The sequence below is a fragment of the Rhizobium sp. BR 362 genome, from assembly GCF_036528765.1.
Taxonomy (GTDB): domain Bacteria; phylum Pseudomonadota; class Alphaproteobacteria; order Rhizobiales; family Rhizobiaceae; genus Rhizobium.
On record NZ_JARWGH010000005.1, the window covers coordinates 376,193 to 399,276 of the forward strand.

General features: G+C 60.2%; 23 protein-coding genes. 7 read left to right on the forward strand and 16 right to left on the reverse strand.

The features are described from left to right. Nucleotides 1-2: 2 nt before the first annotated feature. The 4 genes from QDY28_RS10345 to ahcY form a co-directional block, all read right to left on the reverse strand. Nucleotides 3-734 (reverse strand): nucleotidyltransferase family protein, encoded by a 732-nt coding sequence (locus QDY28_RS10345; RefSeq protein ID WP_331381585.1) that lies wholly within the window; start codon nt 732-734, stop codon nt 3-5. Nucleotides 735-810: 76 nt separating this feature from the next. Beyond that, complete coding sequence (tsaE, locus tag QDY28_RS10350; protein ID WP_331381586.1) at nt 811-2,322, reverse strand: tRNA (adenosine(37)-N6)-threonylcarbamoyltransferase complex ATPase subunit type 1 TsaE; 1,512 nt, start codon at nt 2,320-2,322, stop codon at nt 811-813. Beyond that, complete coding sequence (locus tag QDY28_RS10355) at nt 2,319-4,907, reverse strand: sensor histidine kinase (protein ID WP_331381587.1); 2,589 nt, start codon at nt 4,905-4,907, stop codon at nt 2,319-2,321. The genes tsaE and QDY28_RS10355 overlap by 4 nt, the downstream gene beginning before the upstream one ends. Nucleotides 4,908-5,224: 317 nt before the next feature. After that, on the reverse strand, nt 5,225-6,625 hold the full coding sequence (gene ahcY / locus QDY28_RS10360; protein WP_331381588.1) for an adenosylhomocysteinase: 1,401 nt from the start codon (nt 6,623-6,625) through the stop codon (nt 5,225-5,227). A 290-nt stretch (nt 6,626-6,915) separates the two neighbouring features. Between ahcY and QDY28_RS10365 the strand changes: the two genes are divergently transcribed. After that, nucleotides 6,916-7,545, forward strand: a complete 630-nt coding sequence (locus QDY28_RS10365; protein WP_331381589.1) for a glutathione S-transferase family protein — start codon at nt 6,916-6,918, stop codon at nt 7,543-7,545. 26 nt (nt 7,546-7,571) lie between these two features. Here the strand turns inward: QDY28_RS10365 and QDY28_RS10370 are convergent, their stop codons facing one another. The 5 genes from QDY28_RS10370 to QDY28_RS10390 all read right to left on the reverse strand — a co-directional run bounded on the left by QDY28_RS10370 (nt 7,572) and on the right by QDY28_RS10390 (nt 11,588). After that, nucleotides 7,572-7,847, reverse strand: coding sequence for an HPr family phosphocarrier protein (locus tag QDY28_RS10370; protein ID WP_104821464.1), 276 nt, complete (start codon nt 7,845-7,847; stop codon nt 7,572-7,574). A gap of 19 nt (nt 7,848-7,866) precedes the next feature. Further along, nucleotides 7,867-8,268 (reverse strand): PTS sugar transporter subunit IIA, encoded by a 402-nt coding sequence (locus tag QDY28_RS10375; protein ID WP_004127534.1) that lies wholly within the window; start codon nt 8,266-8,268, stop codon nt 7,867-7,869. A gap of 150 nt (nt 8,269-8,418) precedes the next feature. Beyond that, nucleotides 8,419-8,871, reverse strand: coding sequence for an HPr kinase/phosphorylase (locus tag QDY28_RS10380; RefSeq protein ID WP_331381590.1), 453 nt, complete (start codon nt 8,869-8,871; stop codon nt 8,419-8,421). Continuing rightward, entirely contained in the window at nt 8,868-10,661 is a 1,794-nt protein-coding gene (locus tag QDY28_RS10385) for a sensor histidine kinase (protein WP_331381623.1), read from the reverse strand. The genes QDY28_RS10380 and QDY28_RS10385 overlap by 4 nt, the downstream gene beginning before the upstream one ends. 195 nt (nt 10,662-10,856) lie before the next feature. Then, the gene (locus QDY28_RS10390) at nt 10,857-11,588 is read right to left on the reverse strand and encodes a response regulator transcription factor (RefSeq protein WP_331381624.1); all 732 of its coding nucleotides are present in this window, start codon (nt 11,586-11,588) and stop codon (nt 10,857-10,859) included. Between the two features lie 351 nt (nt 11,589-11,939). Here QDY28_RS10390 and QDY28_RS10395 point away from each other — a divergent pair, with 351 nt between their 5' ends. The 3 genes from QDY28_RS10395 to QDY28_RS10405 all read left to right on the forward strand — a co-directional run bounded on the left by QDY28_RS10395 (nt 11,940) and on the right by QDY28_RS10405 (nt 15,126). Next, nucleotides 11,940-13,550, forward strand: a complete 1,611-nt coding sequence (locus QDY28_RS10395; protein WP_331381591.1) for a phosphoenolpyruvate carboxykinase — start codon at nt 11,940-11,942, stop codon at nt 13,548-13,550. 248 nt (nt 13,551-13,798) lie between these two features. Next, entirely contained in the window at nt 13,799-14,233 is a 435-nt protein-coding gene (gene arfB, locus QDY28_RS10400; RefSeq protein WP_331381592.1) for an alternative ribosome rescue aminoacyl-tRNA hydrolase ArfB, read from the forward strand. Between the two features lie 284 nt (nt 14,234-14,517). Further along, on the forward strand, nt 14,518-15,126 hold the full coding sequence (locus QDY28_RS10405; protein ID WP_331381593.1) for an alpha-ketoglutarate-dependent dioxygenase AlkB: 609 nt from the start codon (nt 14,518-14,520) through the stop codon (nt 15,124-15,126). A gap of 4 nt (nt 15,127-15,130) precedes the next feature. Here QDY28_RS10405 and coaA read toward each other — a convergent pair whose 3' ends face one another. Genes coaA through hisB form a run of 7 tightly spaced genes read right to left on the reverse strand, consistent with a single transcriptional unit; the run spans nt 15,131 to nt 19,786 of the window. Beyond that, nucleotides 15,131-16,126 (reverse strand): type I pantothenate kinase, encoded by a 996-nt coding sequence (gene coaA / locus QDY28_RS10410; RefSeq protein WP_331381594.1) that lies wholly within the window; start codon nt 16,124-16,126, stop codon nt 15,131-15,133. A 6-nt stretch (nt 16,127-16,132) separates the two neighbouring features. Then, nucleotides 16,133-16,447, reverse strand: coding sequence for a phosphoribosyl-ATP diphosphatase (locus tag QDY28_RS10415; protein WP_331381595.1), 315 nt, complete (start codon nt 16,445-16,447; stop codon nt 16,133-16,135). 15 nt (nt 16,448-16,462) lie between these two features. Then, a complete protein-coding gene (gene hisF, locus QDY28_RS10420) occupies nt 16,463-17,251 on the reverse strand; it encodes an imidazole glycerol phosphate synthase subunit HisF (RefSeq protein WP_104821474.1) in 789 nt (262 codons plus the stop codon). Beyond that, a complete protein-coding gene (hisA, locus tag QDY28_RS10425; RefSeq protein WP_331381596.1) occupies nt 17,248-17,991 on the reverse strand; it encodes a 1-(5-phosphoribosyl)-5-[(5-phosphoribosylamino)methylideneamino]imidazole-4-carboxamide isomerase in 744 nt (247 codons plus the stop codon). Before hisA ends, hisF begins: the two co-directional genes overlap by 4 nt. Nucleotides 17,992-18,016: 25 nt before the next feature. Further along, nucleotides 18,017-18,667, reverse strand: a complete 651-nt coding sequence (gene hisH / locus QDY28_RS10430) for an imidazole glycerol phosphate synthase subunit HisH (RefSeq protein WP_331381597.1) — start codon at nt 18,665-18,667, stop codon at nt 18,017-18,019. A 2-nt stretch (nt 18,668-18,669) separates the two neighbouring features. After that, nucleotides 18,670-19,152 (reverse strand): DUF2628 domain-containing protein, encoded by a 483-nt coding sequence (locus QDY28_RS10435; protein WP_331381598.1) that lies wholly within the window; start codon nt 19,150-19,152, stop codon nt 18,670-18,672. A 25-nt stretch (nt 19,153-19,177) separates the two neighbouring features. Continuing rightward, a complete protein-coding gene (gene hisB, locus QDY28_RS10440) occupies nt 19,178-19,786 on the reverse strand; it encodes an imidazoleglycerol-phosphate dehydratase HisB (RefSeq protein WP_104821478.1) in 609 nt (202 codons plus the stop codon). A 215-nt stretch (nt 19,787-20,001) separates the two neighbouring features. Between hisB and hslV the strand changes: the two genes are divergently transcribed. The 3 genes from hslV to QDY28_RS10455 all read left to right on the forward strand — a co-directional run bounded on the left by hslV (nt 20,002) and on the right by QDY28_RS10455 (nt 23,055). Further along, the gene (gene hslV, locus QDY28_RS10445) at nt 20,002-20,529 is read left to right on the forward strand and encodes an ATP-dependent protease subunit HslV (protein WP_331381599.1); all 528 of its coding nucleotides are present in this window, start codon (nt 20,002-20,004) and stop codon (nt 20,527-20,529) included. Nucleotides 20,530-20,572: 43 nt separating this feature from the next. Further along, complete coding sequence (gene hslU / locus QDY28_RS10450; protein WP_331381600.1) at nt 20,573-21,880, forward strand: ATP-dependent protease ATPase subunit HslU; 1,308 nt, start codon at nt 20,573-20,575, stop codon at nt 21,878-21,880. A 221-nt stretch (nt 21,881-22,101) separates the two neighbouring features. Next, the gene (locus QDY28_RS10455; RefSeq protein ID WP_331381601.1) at nt 22,102-23,055 is read left to right on the forward strand and encodes a DUF1402 family protein; all 954 of its coding nucleotides are present in this window, start codon (nt 22,102-22,104) and stop codon (nt 23,053-23,055) included. Nucleotides 23,056-23,084: the final 29 nt, after the last annotated feature.

Below are 23,084 nucleotides of genomic sequence, written 5' to 3' on the forward strand. Positions count from 1 at the left end.
CGTCACGCAAACGCCCGGAAGGTCCGGATCGTTTCCTCCGCCTCGCCGATCGCCTCCGGCGTGCCGACGGTCAGCCAATGGCCTTCCATCATCGTGCCGTAAAGCCGGCCTTTGGCAATTCCCTTGTCGAAATAGATATTGATGTTGAAGGCATCGTTCGGCGCATCATCAAGAAGCGACGGATTCATGACGAAGGCACCGGCATAGACGACGCCGTTGTATTGCGCGTCGCGATAGCGCGTGAGGCGGCCGTCGTCGGCCATGCTGAAGTCGTTCTTGCCGTTGTGGCCCGTGGTTCTTTCCAGCTCGACACACAGCATGGCCATGTCCATGCGCTGCTCGTCGTAGAATCCGGCTAACCGATCGAGATTGGTCGGTTGGCCAGGCCTCTCGCCGATCCAGAACAAGTCGGCATTCATGATGAAGACCGGATCGCGATTCAACAGCGTAAGCCCTTTGACGAGCCCGCCGCCATTGTTCATCAGCGCGTCCCGCTCATCCGAAATCAGGATTTCGAGCTTGCGATAGTTCCGGAGATGCGCCTCCATCTGATCGGCGTGATGGTGGACATTGACCACCGCCTGCTCGATGCCGGCTTCGGCCAGCGCGTCCAGCGCATAATCGATCATCGGCTTGCCGGCGATCTTTACCAGCGGTTTCGGGATGGTGTCGGTGATCGGTCGCATGCGGGTTCCGAGACCCGCGGCCAATACCATGGCTTGCTTGATGGTCATCTCGTCTCGAATTTGTGATTCGCTCGGCTTTCTTTCTTTAGCATATCGAAGGAAAACCGTCGCCGCTCTAGGGCAGCTAAACGCCGCCTATTCCAGTTCTTGCACACCATTCACGCAAGGGAGCGAGCGTTTCGTGTTCGAAAGCGATGGCGAGATAGGCAAGGGTGCGCGGCATATGCTTCATATAGCTGGGCTTGCTGTCGCGCTGCAGCAGCCGCACCCAAAGGCCGGCGAGCTTACAATTGCGCTGCGCCGACATGATCGCCCAGCTTTTCAGGAACTTTGTTTCGTCGAAACCGGCCTGTGCGCGTCGGAGCGATAGATAGTTCGCTATCAATTCGTCCTGCAGACCGCGTTCAATGGTGACTCGCGCGTCCTGAACGATGGAGGCGAGGTCGTAGGCTGTGGGCCCGATCATCGCGTCCTGAAAATCGATGAGGCCGATTCGCTGAATACCTTTTTCCTTGGCCCGCCAGATGATGTTCGGCGAATGGAAATCGCGCAGCAGAAGGTTCTTTTCCGTATCGTCCAGCTCGTCGATCAGGCCATTCCAGATCGCCAGATAGTCGGCCCGTTCCTCGTCGCTTGCCGGGGTGCCACGTTTCCAGGGCAGATGCCAGTCGAGGAGCAACCGCGCTTCCATCGCCATGGCTGTCCGGTCGAAATCCGGAATATGATGGACATGATCCGCCGTGACCGGAATATCCTGCGGGATATCGAGGCTATGCAGATGCGCCAGGCAGGCAACACTTGCCCGATAGCGCTCTGCAATCGGCTTGCCTTCTTCGTCGAGCACACCATCGGTGCCGAGATCTTCGATCAGAAGAATGCCTTGATCGTAGTCGGCCGCAAAGATTTCCGGCGCCGCAAAGCCGTTTTGGCGCAGGACATTGGCGATGGCCACGAAGGGATAGGCGTCCCAGGCAAGATGCGCGACCTTCGGATAAGGCTTTCCGTCGAGCACGGGCGGCCCTTCGGGCAGGCGCGGCCAATCCATCAGGATCACACGCTTGCCGCCGCCATGCGGATGAATGGATTCATAGGCGCGCAGCGAAGCGTCGCCCGTCAAGAAACGGCGCCCGGCGCCGCTATAACCGTGAGCATCGAGGAACGCGCGGATCGCCAGAACGCGCTGGATGCGAGCGAATTGCTTGGTTGGCGCCGTGATCGTCGCGTGGCGGCCTTCGCCTTCGTGCTCGAGCCTGAGATCGATGCGCTCTCTCGGAAGTTCGCCTTCGGCCATCTCTGGCCATTCCACCAGGCAGACGCCGGTCTGCAGCGCCTCGTCGAAGCCGAGCTCGTCCAGTTCGCTGGGATCGCCCAGGCGATAAAGATCGAAATGCGAAACCGGGATGCGCAGCTCGTAGGATTGGACGAGCGTGAAGGTCGGGCTTGGCACGTCCAGTTCAGCATCGTCGGCAATGGCGCGCAGGAGGGCGCGAGCGAGCGAAGATTTGCCGGCACCGAGATCGCCCGACAGCGCCAGGCAATCGCCGGTCTTCAGTGCCAGCGCCAGATCTTCGCCCAGGCGAGTGGTTGCCGCATCGTCTGCCAGGAAAAGGGAAATGCTTGTGTTCGCTGCTGTCATTCTGCTGCGACGGAGTGCGGCAATTCGGCAGAAGGAATCCGGCAGGTGACCGTGGTTCCCTTGCCCGGCTGGCTTTCGATCGAGACCTGGCCGTCATGCAGGCTGACGAAGCTTTCGACGATGGAGAGACCGAGGCCGGCGCCGCTGCGCTTGCCGCCCTTGCCACTGGAGGCAAAGCGGTTGAACACCGTGCGCATGATCTCTTCGGGGATGCCCGGACCTTTATCGGCGACCGAGAAGACGAAATCCGTGCCTTCACGCGCGCATTTCAGTTCGATTGTCGAGCCTTCCGGTGCGAAATTGGCGGCGTTGGTCAGAAGCTTGAGCAATATCTGCTTCAGCCGCTGCTGATCGGCTACGACGGTGCCGAGATGGGCCGGCACGGTGATTTCCAGTGTAACGCCGCTTTCCTGCAGCCGATCGGCGATCTGCATCGACACTTCGTCGAGCAGGTCGTCCAGTCCGATCTCGGAATAGTTCAGCCGCATGATGCCGGCATCGACGGTCGCAAGATCGAGGATGTCGTTGACCAGCGTCAGCAGTACCGAGGAAGAGGTGGAGATATGATCGATATACTCCGCCTGGCGGTCGTTCAGCGGTCCAATGCCCGGCGTCTTCAAAAGATCGGTAAAGCCGATGATGTTGGTCAGAGGCGAGCGCAGCTCGTAGGAGACATGCTGGACAAAATCGTTCTTCAGCTCGTCGGCCTTCAGCAGCGCCTCGTTCTTTTCGGTAAGCGCCCGTTCGGCCCGCACGCTGTCGGTCTTGTTGACGAAGGTCAGCATGGTCTGGGCGTTCGGCAGCGGAATGACCGCATAGTCGAGGACGAGGTTGGAATAGAGTTCCAGCGTGCCTTGCGACGACGGGCGTTCGTCGTCGAAGCTGGTGATCTGCTCCGCAAACCGCTTCCAGCCGTCTGGCCGGTCGTAGGAAGGCGCGCAAGCCTCGGCCAGCGCCTGGATATGCGTGCCCGGCTTGGCCTGGGCCTCGGTGATGTTCCACAAGATCCGGAATGCCGGATTAGAGAGGCGGATGCGGCCATCGGGCCCAAAAACGGCGACGCCTTCGGAGAGATGGTCGATGGTCTCGCCCTGCACCTTGACCAGCGTGTTGTAGCGCGTTTCGAGATCGACCTGCTCGGTCAGGTTCTCGAACACCCATGTGGCGCCGCCTTGGGGATGGGCGGTGGCGAAAACCCTGAGGGTCTGACCGTTCGGCAGGTGCCAGAGGTCCGATTGCGTGTCGAGCGCACGGTAGACCGACAGGACGCCGTCTTTCCAGGTCTTCCAGTTCAGTTGCTCCGGCAGCTTCTTGGCGCCGCGGAGCCGATCCAACAGCTCGCTATTGTCCGGCTTCTTTTCGAGGAAGGCAATGTCGAGCTCCCAAAGCTGGACGAAGGCCTGATTGTAGAATTGTAGCCGCCGGTCGCCGTCGAAAATCGCGACCGGTGTCGCCAGATGATCGAGCGTTTCTGCATGGCTCTTCAACGTGCGCGCCAGCTCGGCGCGAACCGCTTCCGCTTCCGACACGTCGATAGCGATGCCCGCCGAACCGTCTGATGATTTGACATCGATGACATCGAAGAAGGTGCGGTTGCCGTGTACGACGGTGGAAATCTTGTCGTGGAAGGGCGATTCCGGCGTGGTGGAGGCGCGGATGCGCTCACGCGCGACGGTCGTCAGGAATTCTCGGCTTTCGCGGATGGCCTCATCCGGGGAAACGGCCTCGACCGCTTCGCCATAGGCTTGGTTGACCCAGGTCAGCTTGCCCTCGGTATCGCGCCGCCAGACCGGCAGGTCAATGGCATCGAGCAGATTCTGGAAAGCGGAGATCGAGGTCATCAGCCGGTCGCGCTCGATCTTCAGCTCGGCCAGTTCGGCGCGAAGATTGTTAAGTGCGATGAAGCGGACGAAGGCGCGGCCGCCGGAAATGCGGCCCTGCGCCTCCAATATCTCCTCGCGGTGCGTCTCGACCACCATATCGAAGCTTTGGCCGCTGCCGCGCAGCTTGTCGATCGCCTTTTCCAGCTCGCCGGCCGACCAGGATTTCAGCCATCGGCCGAAAGCGAGGAATTCATTGTCTTGCGGCGCACCGGTCTCGACCGGAAGCTGACCAAGCAGCTCCGGCCGCGCGTTCTGCCCGTCCCAGATGACGATCCGCCGGTTCTTGTCGGCGATCAGCGCTTGGTACTGCGAGATTCGCTGGTTGGCATCTGACAGTGCCGTGCGGATCTCGCGGCTTTCGTTTTCCATGTTGCCGCGCTGGCGGACCATCCACACGGTCGACAGGAGCGCCGCCGAAATCACGCCGATGATCACGGAAAAGACGATCATTTCGGAGGAGGTAAAGAGCCGCACCGCTGCCGGCGTGCCAGCGCTCGTCTGCGCCAGAACGGGACCCGCCAGGCCGCTGACGATGCCGCCGAAAACGCTGAAACGCAGCAAGCGGGTCAATGAGGCCAATAGGCCTGCATCCGTCCGCCGCTTCGCTTGCGGTAAAAGCATATATGCGCCGCCCTGCCGCCGCCGCGCGATCGCCGCTAGGGGTATCGCTGGCTCGGGCAGGCTGTCTTTCCCTTCAGACATAAGCGGTCTGTCTCCGTCCTTCAGAGCATGATGCCGAAAAGTGTAAGCGGTTTTCGGACGACATCATGCTCTACTTATTTGATTGTAGAGCGGATTCAGATTTTAGGTCGTGTTGACCTAAAATCATCCGACTCTACTGCGCCGCATCTCGACAAGACATCCCATTTTCATGGCTCCGGGCATGCCCGGTTCGTCACGAATCAAGTCTAAAAACAATACTGCCTAAGGGAATCGCCGGGAAGGGAGCCGGCCAAAAAATAAGCCCCGGCATTTGTCAATGCCAGGGCCACAAGATATTGTGGATATCGATCGTAAGATCAGTATCTGTAGTGGTCGGACTTGAATGGACCCTGTGGCGTCACGCCGATATACGAAGCCTGCTCTTCGGAAAGCTCCGTCAGTTTCACGCCAAGCTTGCTAAGATGCAGGCGAGCAACCTTCTCGTCGAGGTGCTTCGGCAGCACGTAGACCTGGTTCTGATACTGGCCCGGCTTGGTGAAGAGTTCGATCTGCGCCAGCGTCTGGTTGGTGAACGAAGCCGACATGACGAAGGACGGATGGCCGGTGGCGTTGCCGAGGTTCAGCAGGCGGCCTTCCGATAGGAGGATGATACGGTTGCCCTTGGCGAACTCGATCATGTCGACCTGCGGTTTGATGTTCGTCCACTTGAGGTTACGCAGAGCGGCAACCTGGATTTCGTTGTCGAAGTGGCCGATGTTGCCGACGATCGCCATGTCCTTCATCGCACGCATATGGTCAATGCGGATTACGTCCCTGTTGCCGGTGGTGGTGATGAAGATGTCGGCGCTCGAAACGACGTCCTCGAGCTGAACGACTTCATAGCCGTCCATGGCGGCCTGCAGGGCGCAGATCGGATCGACTTCCGTGACCTTGACGCGTGCGCCGGCGCCGGAAAGCGAAGCAGCCGAACCCTTGCCCACGTCGCCGTAGCCGCAGACGACGGCGACCTTGCCGGCCATCATCACGTCAGTTGCGCGGCGGATGCCGTCGACCAGCGATTCCTTGCAGCCGTACTTGTTGTCGAACTTCGACTTGGTGACGCTGTCGTTGACGTTGATCGCCGGGAAGGGCAGCAGGCCCTTCTGGCTGAGCTGGTAGAGGCGGTTGACGCCCGTGGTGGTCTCTTCGGTCACGCCTTTGATGGCGTCGCGCTGCTTGGTGAACCAGCCCGGCGAAGCCTGCAGGCGCTTCTTAATCTGCGCGAAGAGGATTTCTTCTTCTTCGGAATGCGGGTTGGAGAGCACGTCCTCACCGGCTTCGGCGCGGGCGCCGAGCAGGATGTACATCGTGGCGTCGCCGCCATCGTCGAGGATCATGTTGGAGAGACCGCCGTCGGTCCACTGGAAGATCTTGTCGGTGTAGGTCCAGTAGTCTTCGAGGCTTTCGCCCTTGACGGCGAAGACCGGAACGCCGGAGGCGGCGATTGCGGCAGCGGCATGGTCCTGGGTCGAGAAGATGTTGCAGGATGCCCAACGGACTTCTGCGCCGAGGGCCACCAGCGTCTCGATCAGAACGGCGGTCTGGATCGTCATGTGCAGCGAGCCGGTGATGCGCGCGCCCTTCAGCGGCTGTGCTTCGCCGAACTCGGCGCGGCAGGCCATCAGGCCCGGCATTTCGGTTTCGGCGATCGTGATTTCCTTGCGGCCGAAGTCGGCAAGGCCGATATCCGCGACGATGTAGTCCTTTTCAGTGCTCATGAAGGTCTCCAGCCTGAACGATGCAAACGGACCACAGGCGAACGCCTCGGCCGAATGCAACTAGAATTGCACGCTGACAGCGTGTGGGATGATGCCCTGTAGCAGGCTTCAGGCTCAAAATCAATGTTGATATAAAGAAGTCTTTATATCTTTATATCGATCGATTTTCGAGCCGCCTCTCGATGAGAGAACGCCGACGCGCCGCCAATCCATCCGATTGGAGCGCAAGATTCGGATTGCGCGGTTCACGGTGGCTGGCAAACTCGGCTTTTCACAGCGAGGGAAGCGCCATGCTCACACTTCATGACTATTTGCCATCGCAGAACGGCTGGAAAGCGAGGGTTCTGCTTGGCCTGCTCGAAATCCCCTATACCGGCCGTCTCGTCTCGATTTTCGAAGGTGAAAGCCGCGCCGACGCTTTCCTGGATTTCAATCCGGTGGGCGCAATTCCCGTTCTCGAGCTGGAGGATGGACGTGCCATTGCGGAATCGAACGCGATCCTCACCTATCTAGCCGAAGGTACGCCCTTTCTGCCGGCAGACCGCTATCAGCGTGCCAAGGTCATGCAATGGCTGTTCTTCGAGCAATACCATATCGAGCCCGTCATCGGCTCGCTGCGCTTCTGGACGCTCACCGGGCGAATTGAACGCAATCAGGGGCTAGTTTCGGGAAAGCGCGAAGCTGCAGTCCGCGCCCTCACGGCAATGGAACGCAGCCTAACCGGTCTTTCGTTTCTTGTCGGAAATGATTTGTCGATCGCCGATATAGCCGTCTACGCCTATAGCCACCGAGCCGCTGATTGCGGCTTTCCTCTGGCCGACTATCCGGCTGTCGCCGCCTGGTCCGACCGTGTCCGAGATGCCATCGGTGCCGGCTATCCCGTGCACCCCTATAGCATCGATCCGCATTCCGGCGCTTGAAGCACGATGGGCGCAGGGGATGAAGCTTACATTTCCTCGCCGAACTTGTCGGCGACCAGGCGATCCAGCGCATCGAGTGCCTCGGCGGCCTGGGTGCCGCTCGCGGTGACGAGCACGCTGCAGCCGGGGCTTGCGGCAAGCATCATCAGGCCCATGATCGAGTTGCCGCCGACCGTGGTTCCGTCCCTCGAGACGGTGATGGTGGCATCGTAGGCTTCGACGGTCTGTACGAATTTGGCGGAAGCGCGGGCATGCAGGCCGCGTTTGTTGATGATCAGAAGTTCCCGGGAAAGTTCCGTCATAGGCGGGATGCTTGTCTCGTCATTTGCCGCTGAGTACACGGCTGGCCACATTTATGTATTTGCGTCCGGCCTCGGAAGCTTCAACCAGAGCCTTCTCCATGTTGTTGTCGCCCCGTACGCCCGCAAGCTTTATTAGCATCGGCAGATTGACACCGGCAATAACTTCCGTATGGCCGCTATTCATGACCGAGATCGCGAGATTGGAAGGAGTGCCGCCGAACATATCGGTAAGAATGATGACCCCGTGCCCATCGTCGGCGCCGGCAACGGCCTGCAGGATGTCCTGCCGGCGCTTGTCCATGTCGTCTTCGGGACCAATGCATACCGTCTCTATGAACTTCTGCGGACCAACGACATGCTCGACGGCATGCCGAAACTCTTCAGCCAGCTTGCCATGAGTGACAAGCACAAGTCCGATCATGATATTACTGCTCCCATCGCACACAAACAGGTGGCCCATATCGCAATGCAGCAATGTCGTCCACCGGTGGGGGGACATCTTGGCGATGAAAAGACGAAGTGCAAGCTTAAAATATGATATTTGGGCGCCTGCAGGGGCCTGAATGGTCGATTAATCCAAATTGATGAGGTTTTTCGCCATAATCACGGCGAGCGGATTGGGCGATGCTGCCGACAGGCGGATCAGGGGCAGGCGAATGGATTCAGTTACATCGACCTGTTCGTCTTCGGGAGGGAGCCGCTCGGCCGTTGCCGGATCGACCGGGCATATGGCGAAATGCATTTCAGCGTTAGAAACATGGGGAAGCCGGACGATGCCGGTATAGCGGATCTCCATCATGCCGGCGATCGAAGCCGGGCATTCGGCAATGACCGCACCGTCACGTTGCGTGATGAAGACCTGGTCGTCCGCGACCAGTGCTGCCGAAACGCCAAGCGGTTTGGCCGCCGCCAGGCAGGCGAAAGCAAGCGAGGACTTGCCGCTGCCCGATGGCCCCAAAAACAGCAGGCCGGTCTTGCCGATGACGATGGCCGTCCCGTGAATATTGGTTGCTTTGTGGCTCATGCCGGTGTTTCGGCCGGCAACGACAGGATGAAACGGGCGCCGAGCAGCGCTGCGCCATCACCGTCGACGATGTTTTCAGCACGCAGGGACCCGCCATGCGCCTCGGCGATCTGCCGGCTGATCGACAGGCCCAAACCGGAATTCTGACCGAAGCCTTCCGATTCCGGCCGGTCGGTATAAAAGCGCTCGAAAATGCGGTCGATATTTTCCGCCTGGATGCCCGGTCCGTTGTCCTCGACATAGATGACGCAGCGCGTTCTCGTGCGCGTCAGCCTTACCGTAATCTTTCCGGTGTCCTTCGCAACGAAGGAGCGGGCGTTTTCAATGAGGTTGGTGACGATCTGGCCGATACGCAGATCATGGCCATCGATGGTGAACTTGGTTTTCACGCCGGGCTTGCGATCGACGATGTAATCGATCTCGACCGCCTTCTTCGTGTGGCCGACCTGGCGGGAAATATCGATCATGTCGCGCAGCAGCACTTCGAGGTCGAGCGTTTTGGCATCGGAGCGGGCAAGTTCGGCATCGAGGCGGGATGCGTCGGAAATATCGCTGATCAGCCGGTCGAGACGGCGCACGTCATGCTGGATGACATCCATCAGCCGTTTCTTGGAATCCTCGCTCCTGGCGAGCGGCAACGTCTCCACGGCGCTGCGCAGCGATGTCAGCGGGTTCTTCAGTTCGTGGCTGACGTCGGCAGCAAAACTTTCGATCGCGTCAATACGATCGTAGAGCGCTGAGGTCATGTCGCGCAGCGCGATCGACAGATTGCCGATTTCGTCCTGACGTGCCGAAAAATCCGGAATTTCCTCGCGCTCCTTCGCGCCGCCGCGGCGCACGCGGATGGCGGCTGCCGAAAGCCGGCGCAGCGGATTGGCGATGGTCGAGGATAAAAGCAGCGACAGTACGACGTTGACCAATGTCGCGACGCCGAAGACGCGCATGATCGCCAGACGTTCGGCATGGACGATCTTGTCGATATCGCCGGCCTGCGTCGACAAAAGCAAGACGCCGAGCACGGCGCGGAAGCGCTGGATCGGCACGGCGACCGAGACGATCAGCTCGCCCTTTTCCGTGGTGCGCACCACGGCGCCGCGCACGCCGGTGAGCGCGTTCATCACTTCCGGATAGATCGAACCGTCACCGCCCGGCGCTTCCTTATAAACCGGCAGGTTGCCCGGCTGCAGCATCTTGTTGAGCAGGCCGCTGAACCAGTCCGACCAGCTCTGTGCCGCGTCTTCCACCGGCGGCAGATCGTAGCGCAGCACCTGGCCGCGCGAATAGAGGTGACGGCTGTCGAGCAGCAGATTGGCGTCGGCATCGAAGATGCGGGCGCGGGTGCGCGTCGGCGAGATCAGCCGCGTTAGCACCGGCGCCACCTTCTCCGGATCGATCGGGAATTCCAGATCCTCATCGTTCGGAACGGGCGTGATGCTCTGTCCGGCCTGCAGTTCCAAGAGCTTCTGCGGGTCGATGGTGATGGAATTGGTATCGACCGAGGCCGATGCAGAGACGGCGCCGGCGATGATTTCGCCCTGCGTCAGCAGGCTCTCGACGCGGGCGTCGATCAGGCCCTCGCGGAACTGATTGAGATAGAGAATGCCGCCGACGAGAACGACGAGGGCGGCGAGATTGAAGAACAGAATCCGCCGCGTCAGGCTCGAGAAGACGGCATTGCCGAAGATGCGGCGGATCAGCGTGAAAGGGTGAGTCCACCGGCGGCGGGCGATTCTGACGTCGCTCGGGCTTTCCGTGTCGTCGATATCTCTATCTTGCACCAGTTGTGCCAAGCCAACGGCCCTTTCGAAGAACAGGATCAGCGATCCTGTCCGCATGCTCTTATTCCATTGTCCGCCGCATGGTCCAGTGAACTATCCGAGCATGATGCCGAAAAGTGCCAGGGGATTTCGGACGACATCATGCTCTATTCTTTGAATCTGGAGCGGATTCGGATTTCAGGTCGATCGACCTGAAATCCTCCGGCTTTAGGCCGCTTCGCGGAAGCGGTAGCCGACTCCATACAGCGTTTCGATCATATCAAAATCGAGATCGACCATCTTGAATTTCTTGCGAAGCCGCTTGATGTGGCTGTCGATGGTGCGGTCGTCGACATAGACCTGCTCGTCATAGGCGGCATCCATCAAGGCATCGCGGCTTTTTACGACGCCGGGGCGCTGCGCCAGGGAATGCAGGATCAGGAACTCGGTGACGGTCAGCGTCACCGGTTCGCCCTTCCAGGTGCAGGTATGGCGTTCCTGGTCCATGACAAGCTGGCCGCGCTCCAGCGAGCGGGCTTGTTGCGCGGCGCCGGGCTTCGCGGCCGCGCCGCTGTTGGCCGCGTTGGCAGCTTCACGAGCGGAGGCGCGGCGGAGCACGGCCTTGACCCGCTCGACCAGCAGACGCTGCGAGAAAGGCTTGGTGATGAAGTCGTCGGCGCCCATCTTCAGGCCGAAGAGTTCGTCGATTTCTTCGTCCTTCGAGGTCAGGAAGATCACCGGCAGATCGGACTTCTGCCGCAGGCGGCGCAGAAGCTCCATGCCGTCCATGCGCGGCATCTTGATATCGAAGATCGCCAGTTGCGGCGGCCGGGCCAGCAACCCGTCGAGCGCCGAAGCGCCGTCGGTATAGGTCTCTACCTTATATCCCTCGGCCTCCAAGGCAATCGACACGGAAGTCAGGATATTGCGGTCGTCATCAACGAGCGCGATTGTCAACATGGTGTTCGTCTCCGTCATCAGTGCGCGTCTCTCCCGGATGTGAAATCCAGCCCAGGTGGCTTGCCAGCTCGTTGGCGATAACCTGGCGCGCTTATGGGGATAAAGGTGGAACAAATTGTGGCAAAGATAAAGAGGCGGATTGCCGGACGCGCAAACCGTGAACCATGAGTTGTGTGACGAAACGTCTCGATGACACTTATTCAAACGATTTAAAAATATCAAAAATTATTTAAATCGATTAAATACATGATATCATTCATTTTTTCTTTCTCTGCGCTCTTGTGCTTTTAAAAAGACGCCTCTACGCTTTATTTAGTTTTAACGGCTGAGGCCATGTGGAGGAATAGAGCGATGGAGCAATTCGGCGTCCGCAATCCCGCAACCGAACTCGAATCGATCGGCCTGGGAGCGGCCGCCAGTGTGCGTTATAACCTCTTGGAGGCTCATCTCTACGAGGAAGCGATTCGTCGGCGCGAAGCCGATCTGACCGCTCATGGCGCACTCAGAGCATTGACTGGGCAACACACCGGCCGTTCGCCGAAGGACAAGTTCGTCGTCCGCAACGCGGTGACGGAAGATCAGATCTGGTGGGACAACAACAAGCCGATGTCGCCAGAACATTTCGCGCTGCTGCACAAGGACCTGCTGGCGCATGTGCACGGCAAGGACCTCTTCGTGCAGGATCTCATCGGCGGCGCCGATCAGGACTACGCCCTGCCGACGCGCGTCGTCACCGAATTTGCATGGCACTCGCTGTTCATCCGCAACCTGCTCATTCGCCCCGAGCGGTCGGCGTTGGAAAGCTTCGTGCCGAAGCTGACGATCATCGATCTGCCGAGCTTCCGCGCCGATCCGGAGCGCCATGGCTGCCGCACGGAAACGGTGATCGCCTGCGACCTCGTCAACGGCATCGTGCTGATCGGCGGCACCTCCTATGCCGGCGAAATGAAGAAATCGGTCTTTACCGTCCTGAATTACCTCTTGCCGGAACGCGGCGTCATGCCGATGCACTGCTCGGCCAATGTCGGCCCGGACGGCGACGCGGCGATCTTCTTCGGCCTGTCGGGCACCGGCAAGACGACGCTGTCGGCCGACCCGACGCGCACGCTGATCGGCGACGACGAGCATGGCTGGGGCGAAAACGGCATCTTCAATTTCGAAGGCGGCTGCTACGCCAAGACCATTCGTCTGTCGGCCGAAGCCGAGCCGGAAATCTACGACACGACCCGCCGCTTCGGCACGGTGCTCGAAAATGTCGTGCTGGACGAACACGGCGTGCCGGATCTCGACGACGGTTCGCTGACGGAAAATACCCGCAGCGCCTATCCGCTGCATTTCATCCCGAATGCTTCGGAATCCGGCATGACCGGCCATCCGGAGACGATCATCATGCTGACGGCCGATGCGTTCGGTGTCATGCCGCCGATCGCCAAGCTGACGCCGGAACAGGCGATGTACCACTTCCTCTCCGGCTACACTGCCAAGGTCGCCGGCACGGAAAAGGGTGTCGTAGAGCCGGAAGCCACGTTCTCGACCTGCTTCGGCGCTCCCTTCATGCCGCGCCATCCGGCCGAATACGGCAATCTGCTCAAGGATCAGATCGCCCGCCACGGCGCGCGCTGCTGGCTCGTCAATACGGGCTGGACCGGTGGCGCCTACGGCACGGGCCGGCGCATGCCGATCAAGGCGACGCGCGCTCTGCTGGCGGCTGCTTTGAAGGGTGATCTCGACAATGTCGAGTTCCGCATCGATCCGAATTTCGGCTTTGCGGTGCCGGTTGCCGTCGCAGGCGTCGACAGCGCCATTCTCGATCCACGCTCCACCTGGGCCGATGGCCAGGCCTATGATGTCCAGGCAGCCAAGCTGGTGCAGATGTTCGTCTCCAACTTCGCCAAGTTCGAAAGCCATGTCGACGGCAATGTCCGTGATGCGGCGCCGGGGATGCGCGTCGCGGCGGAGTGATCCGCCATATAGAGACAATGACTCACGTGAAACCTGCCACTCGCCCTCGTGGTTCGAGACGGCCCTACGGGCCTCCTCGTCATGAGGGCTAGTCCTCTCGCCTGACGCGCAGCAACTCTCCACCTCACCTTGAGGCGCTTGTCGGCGCATGGCGCAGAAATGCTGCGAAGGGCGAAGTGGCCCCAAACTCGCCACAACCATATTTTCAACCGCCCGCCAATATGGGATAGACGGGCGCGGAGAAAATCATGGCCAGCGACGCGCTTTACATCAACGACCGGATCACCATTGCCGGATGGGAACTGACGGAACAATTCGTTCTGGCGGGCGGTCCCGGCGGGCAGAACGTCAACAAGGTCGCGACCGCTGTCCAGTTGTTCTTCAATATTCCGAATTCGCCGTCCCTGAACGATCGTGTGAAGGCCAACGCTATCCGCCTCGCCGGCCGGCGCGTCTCCAAGGACGGCGTATTGATGATCGAAGCCAGCCGCTTCCGCAGCCAGGACCGCAATCGCGAGGATGCCCGCGAGCGCCTGAAGGAGCTGATCCTCGAAGCCGCCGCACCGCCGCCGCCGCCGCGCAAGAAAACCAAGCCGACAAAGGGTTCGATCGAACGGCGCCTGAAGGAGAAATCCGGGCGCTCAGAGGTCAAGAAGATGCGCGGCAAGGTCGGCGGTGACTAGGTTTTCGGGCTGCAGTTTTGCTTTGGTTGGGTTATCTCTGTGTTTGTTGGAGAGGGTCATTCCGCGCCAGCCCCCTCACCCTAGCCCTCTCCCCGAGGGGAGAGGGGATGACTACCGCAGCCGTTTCAGTTTATTGGCGAAATGGACCGCCAACCCCTTCTCCCCTCGGGGAGAATGTGCCCGAAAGGGCGGATGATGGGGTTCGTTGCGCGCGAGGAAAAATGGTCCTAGTCCGCCCGTATGGGGATGGCATAACCTGACTGGCACCACCGCAGGAAACAAAAATGCTCCTACCCAACGGAATTCGTCATCTCCCCGGTTATCTCGACCGCCCCACGCAGGAAGCGCTGGTCGAGACCATCCGCGCCGTCGTCGCCGAAGCGCCGCTTTACACACCGGCGATGCCCGGCACGGGCAAGGAAATGTCCGTGCGCATGACGAATTGCGGACCGCTTGGCTGGGTGACTGACAAACAGCGCGGCTATCGCTACCAGCAGACGCATCCGGTGACCGGCAAACCCTGGCCTGGGATGCCGCCGCAACTGCTCGATCTCTGGAATGATATAGCTGGCTATGAAAAGACGCCGGAAGCTTGCCTGGTCAATTTCTACGATGACGATGCCCGCATGGGCCTGCACCAGGATCGCGACGAACAGGACCTCGATGCACCCGTGCTGTCGATCTCGCTTGGCAATAGCTGCCTCTTTCGGGTGGGCGGTCTCAACCGCAATGATCGTACGCTATCTTTCAAGCTTTCCAGCGGTGATATCGTCGTTCTCGGCGGGGAAGGCAGACTTTGCTTTCATGGCGTCGACCGCATCTACCCGGCAACATCGACGCTGCTGAAGAACGGCGGGCGGATAAACCTGACTTTGAGGCGGGTGAACCCGTAGGTTTCTAAAGCTTCCTCAACGCCACCTGTTCGATCAGATGATTTCTGCCTTTCTGCAGGATGAGATCCGCGCGCGGGCGGGTTGGCAGGATGTTTTGGCGCAGGTTCTTCAGGTTGATGTTCTTCCACAGCCCCTCGGCGGTCGCGATTGCCTCTTCCTCGGTGATCGAGGCGTAGCGGTGGAAGAAGGAGTTAGGATCGCGGAAGGCGGTTTCGCGCAGCTTCATGAAGCGGGCAACGTACCAGTTATGGATCAGATGCTCATCGGCATCGATATAGATCGAGAAATCGAAGAAATCAGACACCATCGGCACGATCTTGCCATCTGCCGGCAGGTGTCGCGATTGCAGAACGTTGATCCCCTCGAAGATCAGGATATCCGGCCGGTCGACCGTCTTGTATTCGTCCGGCAGCACGTCATAGACGAGATGCGAGTAGCAAGGCGCCTTGACATCCGGCTGTCCGGCCTTGATCGCCGAGAGGAAGCGCAGGAGGGCTGCGGTATCATAGCTTTCCGGAAAGCCTTTGCGCTGCATCAGGTTGCGCCGCTGCAATTCGGCATTCGGAAACAGGAAGCCGTCGGTGGTGATCAAATCCACTTTCGGGCTGGACGGCCAGCGGCGCAGCAATTCCTTCAGGATACGGGCCGTGGTGGATTTGCCGACGGCGACGGAGCCGGCGATGCCGATGACGAAGGGTGTTTTGGCGACGTCGGAGAGGCTGAGAAACCGGTTGCGTTGCTCGAAGAGGATCTGCGAGGATTCCACATGCGAGGACAGCAGGCGCGATAGGGAAAGGTAGATGCGCCGGACTTCGTCAAGATCGATCGGGTCGCCCATGGAACGCAACCGCGTCACTTCGTCAGCCGTCAGCGTCAGCGGTGTATCGGCTCGGAAGTTCGCCCATTCTTCCGAAGAAAAGAAATGGTAGGGCGAATAGGCTTTTGCCTCAAAAATATCGAGCGTCTCGTGCGCAGGCAGGGTTTGGGTCGCTATCGTCATCGCATTCTACCGGCTGGCCTTCTCCTGAAGGCCGGATTGAGCGGTGCGCCTTTCGAGCTCACCCATGACATTCTGCAACGGAATGCCTGCTATCTTCAATACGACCATAAGGTGATAAAGCAAATCGGCTGCCTCACAGGTGAGGTTGTCGCGGTCGCCGGTCACCGCCGCCATGACGGCCTCGATCGCTTCCTCGCCCAGCTTCTTTGCCGCCTTCGGCTGGCCGGCGGCGTAAAGCTTCGCCGTCCAGGAGTCCTCCGGCGAGGCCTTGGACCTGACATCGACGATTTTTTCAAGGTCGGAAAGGGTAAATCCGCTCATCCGTCCCATCCCTTCCTAATCGAGCCGCATGGCGATACCATGCTCAGACATATAATGCTTCGCTTCGCCGACCGAATAGGTGCCGAAGTGGAAAATCGAAGCGGCGAGCACGGCCGTCGCATGGCCTTCCTTGATGCCAGCCACGAGATCGTCGAGATCGCCGACGCCGCCGGATGCGATCACCGGAACGCGCACGGCATCTGCGATCGCCCGCGTCAGCTCCAGGTCGTAGCCGACCTTGGTGCCGTCGCGATCCATCGAGGTGACGAGGAGTTCGCCGGCGCCGCGCTCGACCATCTTGCGGGCAAAATCGACGGCGTCGATGCCGGTCGCGTTGCGGCCGCCATGGGTATAGATCTCCCACGCGCTCATATTGTCGCCGCCGAGGGCCTCGGTGCGCCGCCGTTTGGCATCGATCGAGACGACGATGCATTGATTGCCGAACTTGTCGGCCGCTTCGGCGACGAAATCCGGATTGTTGACGGCGGCCGAGTTGATCGAGACCTTGTCAGCGCCGCAAAGCAGCAGCTTGCGGATATCGGCGATGGTACGGACGCCGCCGCCGACCGTCACAGGCATGAAGCATTGCTCGGCAGTGCGGGCGACGACATCGAAAATGGTTTCGCGATTGTCGGAGGAAGCTGTGATGTCGAGGAAACACAGCTCGTCGGCGCCGGCGGCATCATAGGCCTTGGCCGCCTCGACCGGGTCGCCGGCATCGACGAGGTTGAGGAAATTGACACCCTTGACGACACGGCCGTCCTTGACGTCGAGGCAGGGGATGACGCGGGCTTTCAGGGTCATTGCGCTGCCTCCTTGGCCTGCTTGATCAGGGCCAGTGCTTCCGCCGGGTCGATGCGGCCATCATAAAGCGCGCGGCCGGAAATCGCACCTTCCAGTTTGCGGGCGTCCGGTTCGAGCATGCGACGGATATCGTCCAACGAAGCAAGGCCGCCGGAGGCGATGACCGGGATGGAAACGGCTTCGGCCAGTTCCAGGGTCGAAGCCCAGTTGATGCCGGTCAGAATGCCGTCGCGGTCGATGTCGGTATAGATGATCGCGGCGACGCCGACGCCTTCGAATTTCCTTGCCAGTTCGATAACGCCGAGTTCGGAGGCTTCCGCCCAGCCCTCGACCGCCACCTTGCCGCCCTTGGCGTCGATGCCAACCGCGATGTGTCCCGGATACCTCCGGCAGGCTTCAACGACGAGCGCCGGATCGCGCACGGCGACTGTGCCGAGGATAACGCGAGCAAGCCCGCGCGACAGCCAGTTTTCGATATGGTCGAGCGTGCGGATGCCGCCGCCGAGCTGCACCGGGTTCTTCGTCGCCTTGAGGATGGCATCGACAGCCGCGCGGTTGACGGTCTCGCCGGCAAAGGCGCCGTTGAGATCGACGACATGCAGCCATCCGAAGCCCTGATCCTCGAAGGCCTTGGCTTGCGCGGCCGGATCGGGGTTGTAGACGGTCGCCTGCTCCATGTCGCCGAGCTTGAGGCGCACGCATTGCCCGTCCTTGAGGTCGATGGCGGGAAAGAGAATCATGTCTTGGTCCTTAAAGCGCGAAGCGTCATGGCTTCCAGCGCAGGAAATTGGCAATCAGGGCGAGGCCGAGTTTCTGGCTTTTTTCCGGGTGGAACTGCGAGCCGGCCATATTGTCGCGGCCGACGAAGGCGGTCATCGCGCCGCCATAGCTGGTCGTGGCGATGACATCATCGGCGTGATCGGCGGCCAAATGGTAGGAATGCACGAAATAGGCGTGCAGCCCGTTAGGCCCGGTCGGAATGCCGTCGAAGAGCGGATGCGGGTGCCGGAGATCCAGCGTGTTCCAACCGATCTGCGGGATTTTCAGCGTCGGATCATCCGGCGTCATCTCCTTGACGTCGCCCTTGATCCAGCCAAACCCCTGCGTGATCGTCTTTTCCAGCCCGCGCGACGACATAAGCTGCATGCCGACGCAGATGCCGAGAAAAGGGCGGCCCTTATGTTCCACGACATCGATCACCGCATCGGCCATGCCGGAAACGGCGTCGAGCCCGCGGCGGCAGTCGGCATAGGCGCCGACGCCGGGAAGCACGATGCGGTCGGCGGTGGCGACACGCTCTGCATCGTCGGTGAGATCGATTTCGGTGTCGATACCGGCTTCGCGGGCCGCGCGTTCGAAGGCTTTGGTGGCCGAGCGCAGGTTGCCCGAGCCGTAGTCGATAATCGCGACGCGCACAGTCAGCGTCCTCCATCATAGCCAGGAAGGCCGAAACTCGGTCCGCTCTGGCTTGAGCTATTGTTTGGATGGGAGGGAATATCCCAATTGTCTGAAGGGATATTCTCCTCGGCTTTCGGCTGGATTTCAGAGAAATGGATCTCCTCGGCCGCCGCCAGATTGGGAGCCGAAACCAGACCTTCCATCCTCCAGCCGCCCGCAACAAGGTTGCGGTAGGCGGCATGGCTGCCTTCGAGTGCGGCGAGGATGCGCACGCCGAGTAGGATTGCAACGCCGGCGGCGAAGAGTTCCGGCCGGCGGATCAATTCCCAGCCAATGCCCTCCAGCAGAAAGGCCGCGATGGCCTGCAGCCACAGCCGGTGAAAAAGCATCCACAACGTCGGAAACAAGAACGCCATCCAGGAAAAGCCGTCGCGAATGAAGCGGGTTCTCACCTGGTCTTTGTCCGTTCCTCCGGGTGGCGTCAAAATCAAATAGCTTGCCATCTCTTCACTTCCCCCGTGACGGGGCTCAGGCGAGGGTGCCCTTCGTCGAAGGCACCCGGCCTGCCTGCCGCGGATCGATCTCGGTTGCCGTGCGCAGCGCGCGGGCAACGGCCTTGAAGCATGTCTCGGCAATATGGTGATTGTTGGCGCCATAATGGTTGAGGATATGCAGCGTGATGCCGGCATTCTGCGCTAAAGCCTGGAAGAATTCACGCACCAGTTCCGTATCGAAAGTGCCGATCTTCGGGGCGCTGAAGGCGACGTTCCAGACGAGGAAGGGCCGGCCGGACAGATCGACCGCCGCCTTCGTCATGGTTTCATCCATGGCGAGATCGATCGAAGCATAACGCGTGATGCCGCGCCGGTCGCCCAGTGCCTTGGCAATGGCCTGGCCGATGGCGATGCCCGTATCTTCGACCGCGTGGTGATCGTCGACATGCAGGTCACCCTTGGTGTCGATCTCCATGTCGATCAGCGAATGCCGCGAAAGCTGCTCCAGCATATGGTCGAAGAAACCGACGCCTGTCGAAATCGTCGACTTGCCGCTGCCGTCGATATTGACGGACACCGAGACCGAGGTCTCGTTGGTCTTGCGGGAAACGCTTGCCGTGCGGCTCGCTGCGGTCTCTGCCATGGGCTGCTCCATCGGGATTGACGGCCGTTCCTTATCAGGCACATCCGCAAATATCCAGAAGTTAAGTCAGTATAGACTTATCTAGCCGGCTTACATGCATCCTTCCGAAATAACGGCCATTTGCAATCGTAAAAACCCCTCTTACATAGGTGCTGACGGGGCCGAAACGCGGCCCGGCAGAAAGCCCGCCAATATGGGGGCAAACAGGTGTTTAGATGACGACAATTGTAACTATTCGCAAGGGCGGCAAGGTAGTGATTGCTGGCGATGGCCAGGTCAGCCTTGGCCAGACCGTTATGAAGGGCAATGCCCGCAAGGTTCGCCGCATCGGCAAGGGTGATGTGATTGCCGGTTTTGCCGGCGCGACCGCCGATGCCTTTACGCTGCTCGAGCGGCTTGAAAAGAAGCTCGAACAATATCCCGGCCAGTTGATGCGCGCCGCCGTCGAGCTCGCCAAGGATTGGCGCACCGACAAATACCTGCGCAATCTCGAAGCGATGATGCTGGTTGCCGACAAACAAGTGACGCTTGCCGTCACCGGCAACGGCGATGTGCTCGAGCCGGAACACGGCGCCATGGCAATCGGCTCCGGCGGCAATTTTGCGCTCGCCGCCGCACGCGCTCTGATGGATACGGACAAGTCGGCCGAAGACGTTGCCCGCCGGGCGCTCGACATCGCCGCTGACATCTGCGTCTATACCAATCACAATGTGGTGGTCGAAACGCTCGACGCCGAGTCCTAATTCCTCTCTTGATTGTTTCTAGCCCTGACGGGAAGTACACGAAATGACCACTTTTTCCCCCCGCGAGATCGTTTCCGAACTCGACCGCTATATTGTCGGCCAGCATGAGGCCAAACGCGCCGTGGCGATTGCACTGCGCAACCGTTGGCGCCGCCAGCAGCTAGAGCCCGATCTGCGCGACGAAGTCATGCCCAAGAACATCCTGATGATCGGCCCGACCGGCGTCGGCAAGACGGAAATCTCCCGTCGCCTCGCCAAGCTCGCCGGAGCGCCCTTCATCAAGGTGGAAGCGACGAAATTCACCGAAGTCGGCTATGTCGGTCGCGACGTCGAACAGATCGTTCGCGATCTCGTCGAAGTCGGCATCGGCCTGGCGCGCGAAAAGAAGCGCGCCGAAGTTCAGGCCAAGGCGCATATGAGCGCGGAAGAGCGGGTGCTCGACGCCCTGGTAGGCGCTACCGCCTCGCCGGCAACGCGCGACAGCTTCCGCAAGAAGCTGCGCGAGGGCCAACTGGACGACAAGGAAATCGACATCGAAGTTGCCGACAGCGGTTCCGGCATGCCCGGCTTCGAAATTCCCGGCATGCCCGGCGCCAATATCGGCGTGCTCAACCTCTCCGAAATGTTCGGCAAGGCCATGGGCGGCCGCACCAAGAAGGTGCGCACCACGGTGAAGGATTCGTACAAGGAACTGATCCGCGACGAGTCCGACAAGCTGATCGACAACGAGGCGATCCAGCGCGAAGCGGTGCAATCGGCCGAGAATGATGGCATCGTCTTCCTGGACGAGATCGACAAGATCGCCGCTCGCGACGGCGGCATGGGTGCCGGCGTCTCGCGCGAAGGCGTGCAGCGCGACCTGCTGCCGCTGGTCGAAGGCACGACGGTTGCGACCAAATATGGTCCGGTGAAGACCGATCACATCCTCTTCATCGCCTCAGGCGCATTCCATGTGTCGAAGCCTTCGGACCTCCTGCCGGAATTGCAGGGTCGTCTACCGATCCGTGTCGAGCTGAAGCCGCTCAGCAAGGAGGATTTCCGCCGCATCCTGACGGAGCCGGAAGCCAGCCTCATCCGCCAGTACAAGGCGCTGATGGAGACGGAAAATCTGAAGCTCGACTTCACGGATGATGCGATCGACGCTTTGGCCGATGTCGCCGTGCATCTCAACTCCACCGTCGAGAACATCGGCGCCCGCCGCCTGCAGACGGTGATGGAGCGGGTGCTGGACGATATCTCCTACAACGCTTCGGATCGAGCCGGCGTGTCGGTGACCATCGATGCCGACTATGTGCGTGAACACGTTGGCGATCTCGCCAGCAACACCGACCTGTCGCGCTTCATTCTCTAAGGGATGCTCTAGATTCAAAAAGCTGGAGCGGCTTTTGTGCATTCAAAATGAACGCACCGTGCTCTAGTGGCCGCATCTTGACATATTAATCACTCGACAGCGGGCCGTTAACTTTTTAGTTAGGGGCCCGTTTCTTTGCGTGGAATGGCTTTATTCGGCCAAGATTGTCCGTCAGGCAGCCGCATGGAAACATCGGATGAAACTTCGACAGGGCAGCCATCGTGCGACGCATTCTGATCACCCTTCTTCTGGCGGTTGTCAGCCTCTCTTGGATCCCGGCCTATGCGGATGCAGCGGCCATGGTGCCGCCGGGCAATCGCAACGCCGAGCAGCCGGCAATCCCCGGTGCCTCCGTGCGCCGCACCAAGGGCACGAATTCCACTTTCGAGCGCAAATACCAGAAGGTTCACGAACTGCTGGCGACCGACACGCGGCTGATGTCGAAGATCAAGTCGACGGCGCGCGCCTACGGCATCGATCCCATCCACATCATCGGCGCGCTGGTCGGCGAACATACCTATAACGTCGACGCCTATGATGGCCTGCAGTCGTATTACGTCAAAGCCGCCTCCTACGCCGGCCAGAGCTTCCGCTTTGCCTATGACGGCGAAAGCGTCGACGATTTCGTCGCCCGGCCTCAATTCGATGCCTGCAACGGCAAGAGGGATTCCTACAGCCTCTGGACCTGCCGCGAAGACGTTTGGGATAGCGACTTCCGCGGCAAGAAGGTCGGTGGCAAATCCTTCCCGGACAATCGTTTCAGCGCCGTGTTCTTCCAGCCCTTTTATGCCGGCCAGACCTTCGGCCTCGGTCAGGTCAATCCGCTGACGGCGCTTGAACTTTCCGATCTCGTCAGCAGCACGTCCGGCATTCCGAAGCTGGATGAAAAGGATGCCGGCAGCGTCTACAAGGCCATCATGGATCCGGATCTGTCGCTCGCCTTCGTTGCCGCCTCGATCCGCAAGTCGATCGACGACTACCGTTCGATCGCCGGCATGGACATTTCGGGCAATCCTGGCATCACGGCGACGCTCTACAATGTCGGCAATTCCCGCCAGCGCGCTGCGGCGCTCGCCGCCAAGAACCGGGGAGCGGCACAGCCGGTCTGGCCGGAGGAAAATTACTACGGCTGGCTTATCAATGATAAGCTGGACGATCTGAAGTCGCTGCTCTAAACTTCGGGAGCCGTCGGGAAATAAGGTTT